Consider the following 14,139-nt stretch of genomic DNA (forward strand, 5'->3'; position numbering starts at 1 on the left):
AAAATTATGATACAACCCGAGTGGAAAACTGTTAAAGAATACGATGACATTACTTATAAAAAGAGTAATGGCGTTGCAAGAATTGCATTTAATAGACCTAATGTTAGAAATGCTTTTAGGCCTAAAACTACTAAAGAACTATATGATGCTTTTTATGATGCTGGAGAAGATGTAAATATTGGCGTTGTACTGCTTTCTGCGGAAGGACCAAGTACAAAAGACGGAGTGTACTCTTTCTGTTCTGGTGGAGATCAAAAAGCACGTGGTCATCAAGGTTATGTTGGAGATGATGGCTATCACAGATTAAACATATTAGAAGTTCAGCGTTTAATTAGGTTTATGCCAAAAGCAGTAATTGCTGTGGTTCCTGGTTGGGCAGTTGGAGGTGGACATAGTTTACATGTTGTTTGCGATTTAACGTTAGCTTCTAAAGAACATGCTATTTTTAAACAAACAGATGCAGATGTAACTTCTTTTGATGGAGGTTATGGTTCTGCTTATTTGGCAAAAATGGTTGGACAAAAAAGAGCGAGAGAAATTTTCTTTTTAGGAAGAAATTATTCAGCGCAAGAAGCGTATGATATGGGAATGGTAAATGCTGTTATTCCTCATGATGAATTAGAATCTACTGCTTATCAATGGGCACAAGAAATTTTAGAAAAATCTCCAACCTCTATTAAAATGTTAAAATTCGCAATGAATTTAACAGATGACGGAATGGTTGGTCAGCAAGTTTTTGCAGGTGAAGCAACGCGTTTGGCTTATATGACTGAAGAAGCAAAAGAAGGAAGAGATGCTTTTCTTGAAAAAAGAAAACCAAACTTTCCTAAAAAATGGATACCATAGGTTTCAGTTTGCAGTAATCAGTAATCAGTAATCAGTGATCAGTTGGCAGTTGCAGTGGCAGTTTGTAAGCTGTCAGTTCGAGTGAATTTATGAAGAATGAATAAATTTGTATCGAGAACATTAGTGAGGTTTTTTTAATTTCTAAATCTTTTCAAAAAGCATGAAATCACAAGTAGTTACTTTTTTAATAAAATGTCCAGATCAAAAAGGGTTGGTGGCAAAAATTACTAGTTTTTTTTATGATAAAGGATTCAATATTTTAAGTTGTCAGCAATATGTAAATTCGATCGAAGATACTTATTTTATGAGAGTTCGTTTAAATGCTGAAGGAACAAATATCTCTAAAGAAGCACTAGAACATAATTTTTTAGAGTTGGCAACACCTTTAAATTTTGATTGGTCTGTAAACTATGGAGATAAAAAACAGCATGTAGCCATTATGGTTTCGCACACAAGTCATAATTTATACGATTTGTTAGAGCGATCTAAAGAAGGGCGTTTAAATTGTAATGTGACCATGATTATTAGTAATCATAATAAATTAAGACACATTGCAGAGATGTTTAATGTACCTTTTTATCATTTGCCCGTTACAAAAGACACAAAATTAGCACAAGAAGCTCAGGTAAAAGAACTGCTAGACACAAATGAAGTTGATTTGGTCATTATGGCAAGGTATATGCAGATTTTATCTGCCGATTTCATTAACCATTACCCAGAGCGAATTATCAATATTCATCATTCATTTTTACCCGCTTTTCAAGGAGCAAATCCTTATAAAAAGGCTTATGAAAGAGGTGTAAAGCTAATAGGAGCGACAGCCCATTATGCAACAGTAGATTTAGATGAAGGTCCTATTATTGAGCAAGATGTAAAACCTGTAACACATGAGAGTACACCAACAACTTTAAAAATAATTGGTGCAGATATAGAGAAACTGGTGTTGGCAAGAGCGGTTAAAAACCATTTAAACCATCAAATAATCGTTTCTGGAAATAGAGCAATTGTTTTCCCAGAAGCAGGAGAGTAAATAAGCCCATCTTAATATTCCCAAAGGGAAGAAACTGTTGGGTAAAAAGTAGTCTTATTTCTGAGATTCAATTTTTAGAAGTATAAAATTTAAGTTTGAGTATTTTCCCCTTCGGGGAAATTAAAAGGGGCTTTTTTATGAAAATAATCTGTATTGGGCGCAATTACGCAAAACATATTGAAGAATTAAAAAATGAAAAACCAGAAAGTCCTGTTGTTTTTCTAAAGCCAGATTCAGCAATTTTACCAAGAAAAAATCCATTTTTTATTCCCCCTTTTTCAGATGATGTTCATTATGAAGTTGAGGTTTTGGTGAAGATTAATAAGGTAGGTAAACATATTGATGCAAAGTTTGCACATAAATATTATGATGAAATTGGTTTAGGAATCGATTTTACTGCAAGAGATGTACAAGCAAAATGTAAAGAAAAAGGGTTGCCTTGGGAAAAAGCAAAAGCTTTTGATGGAAGTGCAGTTGTTGGAGCGTTTTATCCGAAAGAACAATTCGATTTAGCCAATTTAAAATTTCAATTAGTAAAGAATGATGAAATTGTTCAAGATGGAAACACAAATGCAATGTTGTGGAAAACAGACGAATTAATTTCTTATGTTTCACAATACTTCACACTTAAAAAAGGCGATATCATTTTTACAGGAACACCAGCAGGAGTTGGAAAAGTTGTGGAAAATGATGTTTTAAAAGGGATTATTGAAGGAGAAGAAGCTTTTAATATTAGGGTGAAATAAGGTTTAGATCTCTCGATCTCTAGATTTTTGGACCTTTAGAGTTGGGCTCTATACGCTGAAACTTTGTTGTTTTGATACTATAAAAAAAAAGAAAAAAAACACGCTATTTAGAATGACTTAATAGCCAATCATAAATATCTTGTCCACCATAAATTCTTCTCCAAGTTTCTACATGATCTGTATCTTCATGTACAGTTAGTCTAACTTTATGATGACCAAATTCTTTTAATTTATTAATTCCGATGTAAAAATATTCTGAAGGCACAGCAGCGTCTTTTCCGCCAGCAATATTCCAAATTGGTAGATTAGCTTCAGCAATTGGTTGCATCAATTCAGGAAATCCGTATCCTACGACGGGATTTATAGCAGCAAACTTATTAGGATGCTTACTGGCTGTATGCCAAGTACCAAACCCACCAAAACTTAAACCAGATAAATACAGGCGTTTTTCATCCGTTTTATACTCTTTTAGAGTCGTGTCTATCATGTTCATTAAATCTTCCTGTACATTATTCCAACCATATTTATTAATGTAATTTATAGTGATTTCTGGTATAGAATCATTCACAACACTATGCATTTTTTTAGTTGTAAATAGAGGTTCAGGTCTTTTAGGAACGCCAACTTCTAGTCGTTTAGGAATAGATGCTGTCGTTCTATTCGTAATATAGTCGATTCCTAATTTATCCATATCAAATAAATGTAGTTGAGGTACAATCATAATAAAAGGCAAATCTCTTTTCTGAACCCAAGCTTCATATAAAGGTCCGTGTATTTGTACATAATCTAATTCACTTTTACCATTTCCACGCTCACCATTACCATGTAGGAATAGTAAAACAGGCCAATTTTTAGTTGATTCTTTATATCCTTTTGGTAGGTATAAAAAATATTCTCGCGCTGTATTGTCTAAAGAACTTGTGTAAGGAACCCGTATTAATTGTTCTTCAGATTTTTTTATATTAATTGTAGCACAAGAAGTTATAATAACTAACATAATGATGAGTAAACTACAAGAGACTTTCATTTTAATTTTATTTATTCTCAAATTTACTTAAAAAGATTGATTCTTGTACCTATTTTTGTGCGACAATAATATACCATGAACGCAGAAATAATCACTATTGGAGACGAAATTTTAATAGGGCAAATTGTAGATACAAATTCTCAATGGATAGCTATCGAATTAAATAAAATAGGCGTTTCTGTTTATCAGATTTCATCTGTACAAGATAATAGAGAGCATATTTTAGACGCTTTAAAAGAAGCAGAATCAAGAGCAGATATTGTTATTTTAACTGGCGGACTTGGGCCAACAAAAGATGATATTACCAAAAAAACAATTGCAGCCTATTTTAATGATGATAAAATTGTAGAATACCCAGAAGTAATAGCACATATAAAAGGATTATTTAAAAAGATAAACCATCCATTTAAAGACATACAACGCTATCAAGCACAATTACCATCAAAAGCAACCTATTTAAAAAATACTTTTGGTACCGCTCCAGGAATGTGGTTTTATGAGAATAATACCGTATTTATATCATTACCAGGTGTTCCTTATGAGATGAAAGGATTAATTATCAATGAAGTACTTCCTAGAATACAAGAACAATTTAAATTGCCTTTTATCATCCATAGAACAATTAACACATTTGGGCAAGGGGAAAGTATGATAGCAGAACGCATTGAAGATTTCGAAAACAATTTACCTTCATGTATTAAATTAGCTTATTTACCGTCATTTGGTAAAGTAAGACTGCGTTTATCTGCCAAAGGCGAAAGTAAAATACTACTAGAAGAAGCTTTAGAAAAGGAAGTAGATGCGTTGTATTTATTAATACCAGAAATTATTGCAGGTACAGAAGATGATAGTTCTTTAGAAAAAAAAGTAGGAGAATTATTAAAGAAGAGTAATAAAACAATTGGTACAGCAGAGAGTTTAACAGGCGGAAAAATTGCAGCAACTTTAGTTTCTGTTCCAGGAGCATCTTCTTATTTTAAAGGTAGCTTTATAACGTATTCTGCAGAAACAAAAATAAATTTGTTAGGCGTTGCAAAAGAGACCCTAAAAAAGCACACTGTGGTAAGTAAAGAAGTGGCTTTAGAAATGGCAAAGGCCGCAAAAGAGAAATTACAGACCAATTATGCAATTGCAGTAACAGGAAATGCGGGGCCAACAACAGATAATAATGATAAGAGTGTTGGTGTTGTTTTTATTGCATTAGTTACTGATAATAAAGAGATTGTAGAAGAGTTTAATTTTGGGCAACCAAGGGAGAAAGTAATAAATAGAACAGTAAGTAAGGCGTTAGAAATTTTATTGAAAGAAATATTGTAAAAATTACTAAAATAGTTTTGTTCAATATTGTAATTATTTGTAGATTTGCACCTCGTTTAGAGATAACACTATAAATACTGTCGAAAAGATGTCTAGAGTTTGTGAATTAACAGGAAAAAAAGCAATGGTTGGGAACAATGTTTCTCATGCAATGAATAGAACTAAGAGAAAGTTTGACGCTAACTTAATGGTAAAGCGTTTTTTCATTCCAGAAGAAGATAAATGGATTACTTTAAAAGTATCTGCTTCTGCTTTAAAAAATATTAACAAGAAAGGAATTTCTGCAGTTTTAAAAGAAGCGAGAGCTAACGGATTTTTAACTAAATAAGCTCAAGCGATTTAAAATTATATACAGATGGCAAAAAAAGGAAATAGAGTTCAGGTAATTTTAGAATGTACAGAGCATAAAGCTACAGGAGAAAGAGGTACTTCTAGATACATTACAACTAAGAACAAAAAGAACACTCCAGATAGAATGGAAATTAAAAAATTCAATCCTATCTTAAAGAAAATGACTGTTCACAAAGAAATTAAATAATTTAAACATCTAGAACTCAGTATAGAGCATATAGATAAAAACATTTAGACAATGGCAAAAAAAACAGTAGCGTCCTTACAGACATCAGCAAAAAGGTTATGTAAAGCTATAAAAATGGTAAAATCTCCAAAATCAGGAGCTTACACTTTTGTAGAATCAATTATGGATCCTTCTAAAGTAGATGCTTTTTTAGCAAAAAAGTAAGCATTTACTACATAAAATATTTAAAAGCTACTTTCTAATTTAGAAAGTAGCTTTTTTTATGCATTAGAATTACGTATTTTTGGGCGTTACTTTATCCTGAAAGCATTCAGGACTAAGTTGGGCTTTGCGCTAACTATTTTTTTACTCTCTTTGCGAAGAAAGTTTTTACTTTCTGTGGCAATCTCTTAATTTATAGAGAGGTTACTTCGTTTTACTCGTAATGGTATTGTTAGGTAGAATAGGATATTGCTTCAATCCCTAGCGCAAAGGTAATTTAATGACAATTTGACCAAACCCTGATAAATGGCACGTTTTTTAACGTATCTGTTTATTGAATATAATAAATATGAGTTTTTTAAAAAAAATATTTTCAAAAGAAAAAAAGGAAACATTAGACAAAGGATTAGAGAAAACAAAAACTAATTTCTTTGACAAGTTATCTAAAGCTGTTGCAGGAAAATCTAAAGTAGATGATGATGTTTTAGATAATTTAGAAGAGGTTTTAGTAGCTTCTGATGTTGGTGTAGCTACAACGCTTAAAATTATTGATAGAATAGAAGCTAGGGTTTCTGAAGATAAATACGTTGGTACAGATGAGTTAAACAAAATTCTTAGAGAAGAAATTGCAGGTTTACTTTCTGAAACCAATGTTGGTAATGAAACTGAATTTACAATACCAGCCATTCCTGTTGATAAGGATGGCAAGAAAATGCCCTATGTTTTAATGGTAGTTGGTGTAAATGGCGTTGGTAAAACAACAACCATTGGTAAATTAGCTTCTCAGTTTAAAAAACAAGGATTAAAAGTTGTTTTAGGTGCGGCAGATACATTTAGAGCAGCAGCAATAGATCAATTACAAATTTGGGCAGACAGAACTGATGTGCCAATTGTAAGGCAAGAAATGGGTTCTGATCCAGCTTCTGTAGCGTTTGATACCTTAAAATCTGCAGTTACACAAGGTGCAGATGTTGTAATCATAGATACGGCTGGTAGATTGCACAACAAGGTTAATTTAATGAATGAGTTAACCAAGATAAAACGCGTAATGCAAAAAGTGGTAGACAATTCTCCTCATGATGTTTTACTAGTTTTAGATGGTTCTACAGGGCAAAATGCTTTTGAACAAGCAAAACAATTTACTTTAGCAACAGAAGTTACTTCTTTAGCAGTTACAAAATTAGACGGTACCGCAAAAGGTGGTGTTGTAATTGGTATTTCAGATCAATTTAAAATACCGGTAAAGTATATTGGAGTGGGAGAAGGAATAGACGATTTACAAGTTTTTAATAAACATGAGTTTGTAGATTCTTTCTTTAAGTAGAATACTGAAAATTAATATAAATAAAACCTCCTTTACAAATTGTAAAAGGAGGTTTTATTTTATTTTAAATTGGAAGCTTTATTAATAGTCAAGAGTATCTGACTGCAATTCAACGATAACTTCATTTTTGCGATTAAAAAATTCATAAGGAGCATTGTAACCCAAAAAGTAAAATCGGTCATAATAAGGTATACCTTCAGCATCCAAAGCTAATTTTAATTGCTGTTTAAACTTTTCTATTTTTTTATCATTAGCCCAACCGTTAAAGTTTATTGCAGCAACCGTTTTTGCAGGCTCTTCCTTAAATTCTATACCGGATTGATTAGGCTTAGGAAGCATTTCTTTTTTTAATTCCTTTGGAACCATAAACATCATAGTCATAGAATCTTCTAATGCCATAGTTACTGGAGAGGTCATCGCTATTTTTTCATTCCTTTCATTATTTCCAAAAATATATCCCGCTAAAATGGAAAACCCTTTACTTGAAGAATTCTTATATCCTTTGGTTGATAGTTTTACAGAGGTAAATAAAGTAGCTTCATAACTTCTTATTTCAAATGTGTCATATTTTTTATCAACTACATAAGGGTAGTTTTCAATATTCCTTTGGCTGTTGAGCGCAAAAAGCTGTATAACTAAAAAGGTCATCAGTAGCACCCCAAGTAAGATTAATAATACCTGCATTTTTGTTTTTTTTATGTATTTAGCCATTTTAATTTTTAATGAGCACCAACGCTGTTATATCTGGTTTAAGTAACTAATTTAGTGAATAAAACACAAACTATGAAAATTCGCGAGGATTTTTTCAAGTAGGGGAGAACTATAAATTAATGATAAACAACGTTAGCAGCTTTTTTTTATTTTTAAATACTACTTCAAAAAAAGAAAGCATAATTAGTGATCGTAAGTTGATTGCCCACTGCAGTATGCGGATGTATATTCTCTATTTCAATAACATAGAGGATGAAGTGCCTTGACATTCAATGATTAGTCCTGTGCGTCAGTTGTTTTCCGAAAGCCTCTTTGAAGAGGTCTTTACCAAATTGTTGGTACTTTGTATTTCTAAAGACATGGTTAGCGGGCACGCTCAGAACATTAACTCTGCTTCTATGAAAGCAAATGCTTTTATAGCTGAAAGGCATTTTTGCTAACGGTTGAAATTGGGGCAATTTCTCTTTTAATTTCTCCTGAAAAAGTTCCTAAGGTAGCTGTGTTAAAACTTTTATTTGTAAAACAGGTTACTCCTAGATTTTTTTCTAGCAAGGGGGCAATTACTTTTTCCTTTTTATTTTTAGTAGCAATTACAAGCTTTCTATTTTTAAATAATGAAGTGCTCGTATAAATAATAGTAATTATTTTGTTGCTCTTTCTAGTCTGTCGTTAATGGATTTACCTAATCCAATATCTGGAAACCTTTGTGCAACAATCATATCCAAATGTAGGCTGTCTAGTAGGTGAAGTGAACTGTATAAATTTGAAGCAGCTTCTTTTAAATCCCCGGACTTTGATAAAATTTCTATGTGTTTAATATTAGAAGCCGTTATGACTTCTGAAAAACTTAACAAACCAATTGTGCTATCCTCATAATCTGTAATAAATTTATCAATGTTGTTTACGAGGTATGTTTTTGTTTTAGGTGCGTAGTGTTTGGCTAACATACCTGGTGCGTTAGGAGTTTTTTCTTTTTTATTTTTTACATTAATTTTCCCCACTACATTTTCAATTTCTTCAATAGAGATAGCACCTAATCTATAAAGTATCGGTTCATTATTTGCAAAACCAATGATGGTAGACTCTAATCCGTTTTTACATTCTCCGCCTTCCAGCACCATTTGTATAGCATTTTTAAAATAGCTTTCAACATGTAAAGCCTTCGTTGGACTAATTCTATTAAACGGATTTGCACTAGGCGCCGCTAGCGGAAATGATAATTCTTTTAATAACGCTAAAGCCACTGGATGATTAGGGATTCTGACAGCAACAGTTTCTTTACCCGCTGTTATTACATCTGGAATCGTAGATTTTTTCTTTAAGACTAAAGTTAACGAACCAGGCCAAAAAGCGTCTGCAAGTAATTTCGCTTTAGGTGGAAACTCACTTACTATTTCATCCAATTGTTCAACAGAATGAAGGTGTACAATTAAGGGATTGAACAAGGGTCTTTGTTTTACTTCAAATATTTTACGAATGGCTTTGTCACTGTAAATATTCCCTGCCAACCCATAAATAGTCTCCGTTGGTATGGCTACTATATCTTCATTGTTTAAGATTTTAACAGCCTTACTCATGTTATTTGAAATGATGGTCATAATTGCAGCTAGTTATTGATAAATTCAATAGGCATTCCAACGCTATTTTCATTAAAAGTACCGTGGTCATACACCAAATTTCCGTTGACAAATGTCTGTTTGATTGCTGTTTGAAATGTAGTTCCTTCTAATGGAGACCAATTACATTTGTACAAAAGATTGTCTTTAGAAACTGTCCATGGGCTATCTAAGTCGACCAAAGTTAAATCAGCATAATAACCTTCTCGGATAAATCCTCTGTTGGTCATATTGTATAAAATTGCTGGATTGTGGCACATTTTTTCCACTATTTTTTCTAGCGAAATCAACCCTTGTTTGTAAAACTCCAACATACAATTTAACGTGTGTTGCACCATTGGTGCTCCAGACATAGATTGAAAATAGGGTTGTTGCTTTTCTTCTAAAGTATGTGGTGCGTGATCGGTAGTGATAATATCAATTCTATCATCAAGTAATGCTTTTAACAAACCTTGCTTGTCTTTTTCTGTTTTAATTGCAGGATTCCACTTAATAAGCATTCCAAGGCGGTCATAATCTGTATCTGAAAACCATAAATGGTGTACCGAAACTTCGGTTGTTATTTTTTTCTGTTTTAATGGAATGTTATTCTGAAAAAGATGTGTTTCTACTTCAGTAGTTAAGTGAAGAATATGCAATCTAGCATTGTGTTTTTTTGCTAATTCAATGGCGCGTTTGGTGGCTTGAAAGCAACCTTCAGCACTTCGTATAATAGGATGAAACTTTGCAGGAATATCTTCTCCGTACTTTTCTCTAAAAATCTGTTCATTGGCTTCAATAATTTCTTCTTTTTCTGAATGAATAGCGATAATTGATTTGCAGTTCGCAAAAAGTTTTTCCATTGTGTCAGGGCTATCAGCCAAGAGGTTTCCTTTTTTTGTAAAATATAAGCCGTCATCAGAAACACCAATAAATTTACTGGTATCCATCTTGATTACATCATCAATATTGTCGCCATTTACACCAAGAAAAAATGAATAATTTGCTAAAGATTTTTTAGAAGCAATCTCATATTTTTCGTTTAGGTTTTCAACGGTTAAAATATTTGGTACCGTATTAGGCATGTCAATAAATGATGTCACGCCACCTGCTATGGCAGCTTTACTTTCGGTATATAAATCACCTTTGTGAGTAAGTCCTGGGTCTCTAAAATGGACTTGTCCGTCAATAATACCTGGGAATAGGTGTTTGCCTGTTCCGTCAATTATTGTGTGATTTGGATTGCTGTCAATCCGTCCAATTTTTTCAATTTTCCCATTCGACAAAAGTACATCTGCAACAAATACTTCTCCTTCATTGACAATCGTAGAATTCTTAATTACAATACTCTTATTCATATTTTTTTTTCTAAGACTATTACCATTTTTAATTTCTACTTTTAAAAAAGAAAACAAATTGATGGATACCGATTTGTTTAAAAGTTATTTAAAATCCTAATAGCCAATAAAAAATGAATTTAAATGAAATTAGGATTAAATTATAGAATTGGTTGTGAGAACTTTTAATCTTCTATTTCAATTTGAATAACACTGCGTATTTTTAACTTTTTACCATTTAATCGTGCTTGAGAGAAAAATTCTTTAGCTATTTGTTGTTCATCTATAAGCTCAGTGATTCTTCCAGTATCAAAAGTGCATTCTTCTTTATCATTACCTTCGGTAATTGATATGCGACTTAATTTGTGAAAATTAATTTTTACTTTTAAAACAGAATTGATAATATCTGAAGCTTCTGAAGCCGTAAAAACGCCATCAATTAAATTTATTTTCTGAGTTGCTTTTGGTTGTTCTAATGTTTCCATAATGTTAAAATTGGTTTAGTGTATTGTGAATGCAAAATTCCATAATTAATTTGATGTATTTTTATTTATATATTTTATAGTATTCATTAATTATATTTATAATAAATGTATGATGTATAAATACAATGGCATGCCTAAAGTAATATTGAAAGGAAATGTAATAGCCAAAGCCATTGGTATGTATAAGCTCGGATTGGCTTTTGGTGCTGCAATTTTCATTGCTGCTGGAACCGCTATATAAGAAGCACTAGCTGCCAGAATAGTAAAAAGCAATCTATTACCAACACTTTCTGTTAAAACACTACTTATAGCCGCTACCAAACTTCCGTTTATAACAGGAATTACGATTGCAAAAATTAATGCAAACCATCCTTTTTTGATAAAATCAGATAATTTTTTTCCACTCGTTATTCCCATGTCTAATAAAAATACTGCAAGAAACCCCTTAAAGATATCAGTAGTAAATGGTTTGATGCCCTGTGCCTGAGCATCACTGGCCATAAACCCTATAAATAGACTTCCTATAATTATAAGCACGCTTCCGTTTGTAAGCGCATGATGGATTACTTTTTTCATTGGCACTTTTTCTTCCTTTTTTGTATTCTTCTTAAAAAAAGTCATAAGCATCAAGCCTACCATAATAGATGGCGCTTCCATAAGCGCCATAACAGCAATCATATGACCACTAAAAGTGATTTGCTCTAGCTCTAGATACGAAATTGCAGTCACAAATGTCACCGCACTTACCGAGCCGTATGCTGCGGCGATAGCACCTGCATTTTCTATACTAAACTTTCTTCTAAGAATAAAATAAGTGTATAGCGGAACTACTATAGCTAAGGCAAAGCCAAAGAGTAGTGACCAAAGTATCTCCATAGAAAAATCACTATGAGCTAACTCTTGACCTCCTTTAAAACCAATAGACAATAAAAGATATAACGAAATGAATTTTGAAGAATTTTCAGGAATGCAGAGATCACTTTTTAACTGGACTGCAATAATGCCTAAAAAGAAAAAGAGTAATGCAGGATTGGTTAAATTATCAAATAATAAATGTAAGTCCATATTATATTTAGGGATATTTTTTAACTTTAAACTCTAACTTATCTATTTAATGAGATGTGAAACAAAAACACTAAAAACAAAATACCTCCAACCTTTAATATCTCAGAAAGCATTAAATCATTATTATTAATTGACAGGTAAATAAGTACAAGAAATAATATCAAAAATATAGAGAGCTTCAGTACAAGGCTCAAGTCTTTTTTGGTAGTTTGTTTAGGTAAAAATGACTTCAGCTTAGGTGCTGTCTTTTCCATTTTTCTAACTGTAAAATTACTCATAGAATAGAAAGTTTAAATATTTCAGCAAATATCATGTGTATTATTCATTTATTTTTATTTATTTTTGTTATAGATTATATAAAATATATTTATGCGATATACATTGCACCAACTAGAAATTTTTTATAAGGTTAGTAAGCTTCAGAGTGTTACAAAAGCATCAGAAGCATTGTTTCTAACCCAACCTGCAGTGTCTATTCAGTTAAAAAATTTTCAAGACCAATTTCAAATACCATTATTTGAAGTTGTAGGTAGAAAAATTTATATCACTGAGTTTGGAAAAGAAATAACACTAGCAGCCGAAAAAATTTTAGGTGAAGTGAATGCTATAAACTACAAAGCTTTGTCGTTTCAAGGTGAATTAGCAGGAATGCTTAAAATTGCTATTGTGTCTACCGCAAAGTATGTTATGCCTTATTTTTTAACTGATTTTATCAACCGGCATAAAGGTGTAGATCTTTCTATGGACGTAACTAATAAGGCAGAAGTTGTAAGGTCTTTAGAGAATAACGAGGTCGATTTTGCTTTGGTATCTACCATACCAAAGCACCTAAAAATTAATCGCATTCAACTCATGGACAATAAACTTTACTTGATTGGAGGTAAACAATATAAAAATACTGAAAAGTACATTTCTAATACTGAATTTGAGCAACTCCCACTCATTTATAGAGAGCAAGGTTCTGCCACACGCAATAAAATGGAATATTTTATAGCTTCCAATAAAATTTCAACTTATAAGAAAATGGAATTGAAATCTAACGAAGCTCTAAAACAGGCTGTGATAGCTGGTTTAGGTTACTCCATAATGCCCTTAATTGGAATTAAAAATGAACTTAAAAATGGCGACTTACAAATTATTCCCGTTAAGAAACTCCCAATGACAACTGAATGGAATTTAATCTGGTTGAAATCAAAAAATCTATCATCAATAGCTAAAGGTTTTATCGATAATATTAATGAAAATAAAAATGAGGTGATGAAGATTCACTTTAAGTGGTTTGATGAGTATCTTTAGGTTTCAATTTTAGGTTATTTAACCTCTTTTAATCATAAAAAAAATAGTCTGTAGTTTCTTATATTACCGCTAACTTGATTGTATAAAATATCGTTGCCATCGTGTTGTAAGTTGGCTGTGCATTTATGCCTTGTTGTAAATAGTTTTAATTTAATAATTTGCTATTAATTTAAATAAAAACATACTCCATTTTTCTTTTTCAGAAAGCAAAATAATTAGTCCAAAATCAATATAAGGTATCATTGACCATATAGCTCCAACTCTACCATGTTGATTTCCTGTATAAAAGTTACGAAGCGATTAAAATAGGAATTGTCTGAACTTCTAGCGATCTAATGGTATGTCTTATTAAACGTTTCCATAAGAGTAAGAGTTGTTTGGTTTCTATTAGGTATGGAAAATTCTGGCCTATCATCAACAAAAAACTCATTAACATTTATTGAGTTGTAAACATCGGGGTATTCTTTTTCTAGGTCTAACTATTTATATTCATCTAAGCCCTTTTATTCTTTTAAAAATAGCGTCAGCTACCAATTTGCTTACCAATCTTATAATTTTTATTCAAAGTTAAAGCAATACAACTTCTTTTGATAGAGTCTAAACACGTTTTTTTCTAAGTGT

Annotated in this window: 15 protein-coding genes; 9 read left to right on the plus strand and 6 right to left on the minus strand. The window is 31.9% G+C overall.

Annotation, left to right across the window (positions count from 1 at the left end):
- Nucleotides 1–6 precede the first annotated feature (6 nt).
- The 3 genes from BTO04_RS00260 to BTO04_RS00270 all read left to right on the plus strand — a co-directional run bounded on the left by BTO04_RS00260 (nt 7) and on the right by BTO04_RS00270 (nt 2,622).
- Complete coding sequence (locus tag BTO04_RS00260) at nt 7–846, plus strand: 1,4-dihydroxy-2-naphthoyl-CoA synthase (protein WP_087562581.1); 840 nt, start codon at nt 7–9, stop codon at nt 844–846.
- A gap of 160 nt (nt 847–1,006) precedes the next feature.
- Nucleotides 1,007–1,876: a formyltetrahydrofolate deformylase gene (gene purU / locus BTO04_RS00265; protein ID WP_087562582.1), complete on the plus strand. Its 870-nt coding sequence runs from the start codon at nt 1,007–1,009 to the stop codon at nt 1,874–1,876.
- Nucleotides 1,877–2,013: 137 nt separating this feature from the next.
- Complete coding sequence (locus tag BTO04_RS00270; RefSeq protein WP_087562583.1) at nt 2,014–2,622, plus strand: fumarylacetoacetate hydrolase family protein; 609 nt, start codon at nt 2,014–2,016, stop codon at nt 2,620–2,622.
- A gap of 103 nt (nt 2,623–2,725) precedes the next feature.
- On the opposite strand, the gene BTO04_RS00275 is transcribed toward BTO04_RS00270, so the two are convergent.
- Entirely contained in the window at nt 2,726–3,619 is an 894-nt protein-coding gene (locus BTO04_RS00275) for a prolyl oligopeptidase family serine peptidase (protein ID WP_087562584.1), read from the minus strand.
- Between the two features lie 105 nt (nt 3,620–3,724).
- Between BTO04_RS00275 and BTO04_RS00280 the strand changes: the two genes are divergently transcribed.
- The 5 genes from BTO04_RS00280 (at nt 3,725) to ftsY (ending at nt 7,029) form a co-directional block, all read left to right on the plus strand.
- Nucleotides 3,725–4,966 (plus strand): competence/damage-inducible protein A, encoded by a 1,242-nt coding sequence (locus BTO04_RS00280; protein WP_087562585.1) that lies wholly within the window; start codon nt 3,725–3,727, stop codon nt 4,964–4,966.
- An 88-nt stretch (nt 4,967–5,054) separates the two neighbouring features.
- Nucleotides 5,055–5,294, plus strand: a complete 240-nt coding sequence (gene rpmB, locus BTO04_RS00285) for a 50S ribosomal protein L28 (RefSeq protein WP_087562586.1) — start codon at nt 5,055–5,057, stop codon at nt 5,292–5,294.
- Between the two features lie 27 nt (nt 5,295–5,321).
- Nucleotides 5,322–5,504, plus strand: coding sequence for a 50S ribosomal protein L33 (gene rpmG, locus BTO04_RS00290; RefSeq protein WP_087562587.1), 183 nt, complete (start codon nt 5,322–5,324; stop codon nt 5,502–5,504).
- Nucleotides 5,505–5,555: 51 nt separating this feature from the next.
- The gene (locus tag BTO04_RS00295; RefSeq protein ID WP_087562588.1) at nt 5,556–5,708 is read left to right on the plus strand and encodes a DUF4295 family protein; all 153 of its coding nucleotides are present in this window, start codon (nt 5,556–5,558) and stop codon (nt 5,706–5,708) included.
- Nucleotides 5,709–6,054: 346 nt separating this feature from the next.
- Nucleotides 6,055–7,029, plus strand: coding sequence for a signal recognition particle-docking protein FtsY (gene ftsY, locus BTO04_RS00300; protein WP_087562589.1), 975 nt, complete (start codon nt 6,055–6,057; stop codon nt 7,027–7,029).
- 81 nt (nt 7,030–7,110) lie between these two features.
- Here ftsY and BTO04_RS00305 read toward each other — a convergent pair whose 3' ends face one another.
- The 5 genes from BTO04_RS00305 to BTO04_RS00330 form a co-directional block, all read right to left on the minus strand.
- Entirely contained in the window at nt 7,111–7,740 is a 630-nt protein-coding gene (locus tag BTO04_RS00305; protein ID WP_232455919.1) for a heme-binding protein, read from the minus strand.
- A gap of 641 nt (nt 7,741–8,381) precedes the next feature.
- A complete protein-coding gene (locus tag BTO04_RS00315; RefSeq protein WP_087562591.1) occupies nt 8,382–9,338 on the minus strand; it encodes an L-threonylcarbamoyladenylate synthase in 957 nt (318 codons plus the stop codon).
- A gap of 8 nt (nt 9,339–9,346) precedes the next feature.
- Entirely contained in the window at nt 9,347–10,693 is a 1,347-nt protein-coding gene (locus BTO04_RS00320; RefSeq protein ID WP_087565285.1) for a dihydroorotase, read from the minus strand.
- Between the two features lie 164 nt (nt 10,694–10,857).
- The gene (locus BTO04_RS00325; protein WP_087562592.1) at nt 10,858–11,157 is read right to left on the minus strand and encodes a hypothetical protein; all 300 of its coding nucleotides are present in this window, start codon (nt 11,155–11,157) and stop codon (nt 10,858–10,860) included.
- Between the two features lie 96 nt (nt 11,158–11,253).
- A complete protein-coding gene (locus BTO04_RS00330; protein ID WP_087562593.1) occupies nt 11,254–12,222 on the minus strand; it encodes a sodium-dependent bicarbonate transport family permease in 969 nt (322 codons plus the stop codon).
- A 369-nt stretch (nt 12,223–12,591) separates the two neighbouring features.
- Here BTO04_RS00330 and BTO04_RS00340 point away from each other — a divergent pair, with 369 nt between their 5' ends.
- Entirely contained in the window at nt 12,592–13,518 is a 927-nt protein-coding gene (locus BTO04_RS00340) for a LysR substrate-binding domain-containing protein (protein WP_087562595.1), read from the plus strand.
- Nucleotides 13,519–14,139 lie beyond the last annotated feature (621 nt).

This window comes from Polaribacter sp. SA4-10 (assembly GCF_002163835.1).
Classification (GTDB): domain Bacteria; phylum Bacteroidota; class Bacteroidia; order Flavobacteriales; family Flavobacteriaceae; genus Polaribacter.

Bases quoted from the DNA above. Each gene is read 5' to 3' on its own strand.
- BTO04_RS00260 (WP_087562581.1), top strand. From the start codon at position 7: ATGATACAACCCGAGTGGAAAACTGTTAAAGAATACGATGACATTACT.
- purU (WP_087562582.1), top strand. From the start codon at position 1,007: ATGAAATCACAAGTAGTTACTTTTTTAATAAAATGTCCAGATCAAAAA.
- BTO04_RS00270 (WP_087562583.1), top strand. From the start codon at position 2,014: ATGAAAATAATCTGTATTGGGCGCAATTACGCAAAACATATTGAAGAA.
- BTO04_RS00275 (WP_087562584.1), bottom strand. From the start codon at position 3,619: ATGTTAGTTATTATAACTTCTTGTGCTACAATTAATATAAAAAAATCT.
- BTO04_RS00280 (WP_087562585.1), top strand. From the start codon at position 3,725: ATGAACGCAGAAATAATCACTATTGGAGACGAAATTTTAATAGGGCAA.
- rpmB (WP_087562586.1), top strand. From the start codon at position 5,055: ATGTCTAGAGTTTGTGAATTAACAGGAAAAAAAGCAATGGTTGGGAAC.
- rpmG (WP_087562587.1), top strand. From the start codon at position 5,322: ATGGCAAAAAAAGGAAATAGAGTTCAGGTAATTTTAGAATGTACAGAG.
- BTO04_RS00295 (WP_087562588.1), top strand. From the start codon at position 5,556: ATGGCAAAAAAAACAGTAGCGTCCTTACAGACATCAGCAAAAAGGTTA.
- ftsY (WP_087562589.1), top strand. From the start codon at position 6,055: ATGAGTTTTTTAAAAAAAATATTTTCAAAAGAAAAAAAGGAAACATTA.
- BTO04_RS00305 (WP_232455919.1), bottom strand. From the start codon at position 7,740: ATGGCTAAATACATAAAAAAAACAAAAATGCAGGTATTATTAATCTTA.
- BTO04_RS00315 (WP_087562591.1), bottom strand. From the start codon at position 9,338: ATGACCATCATTTCAAATAACATGAGTAAGGCTGTTAAAATCTTAAAC.
- BTO04_RS00320 (WP_087565285.1), bottom strand. From the start codon at position 10,693: ATGAATAAGAGTATTGTAATTAAGAATTCTACGATTGTCAATGAAGGA.
- BTO04_RS00325 (WP_087562592.1), bottom strand. From the start codon at position 11,157: ATGGAAACATTAGAACAACCAAAAGCAACTCAGAAAATAAATTTAATT.
- BTO04_RS00330 (WP_087562593.1), bottom strand. From the start codon at position 12,222: ATGGACTTACATTTATTATTTGATAATTTAACCAATCCTGCATTACTC.
- BTO04_RS00340 (WP_087562595.1), top strand. From the start codon at position 12,592: ATGCGATATACATTGCACCAACTAGAAATTTTTTATAAGGTTAGTAAG.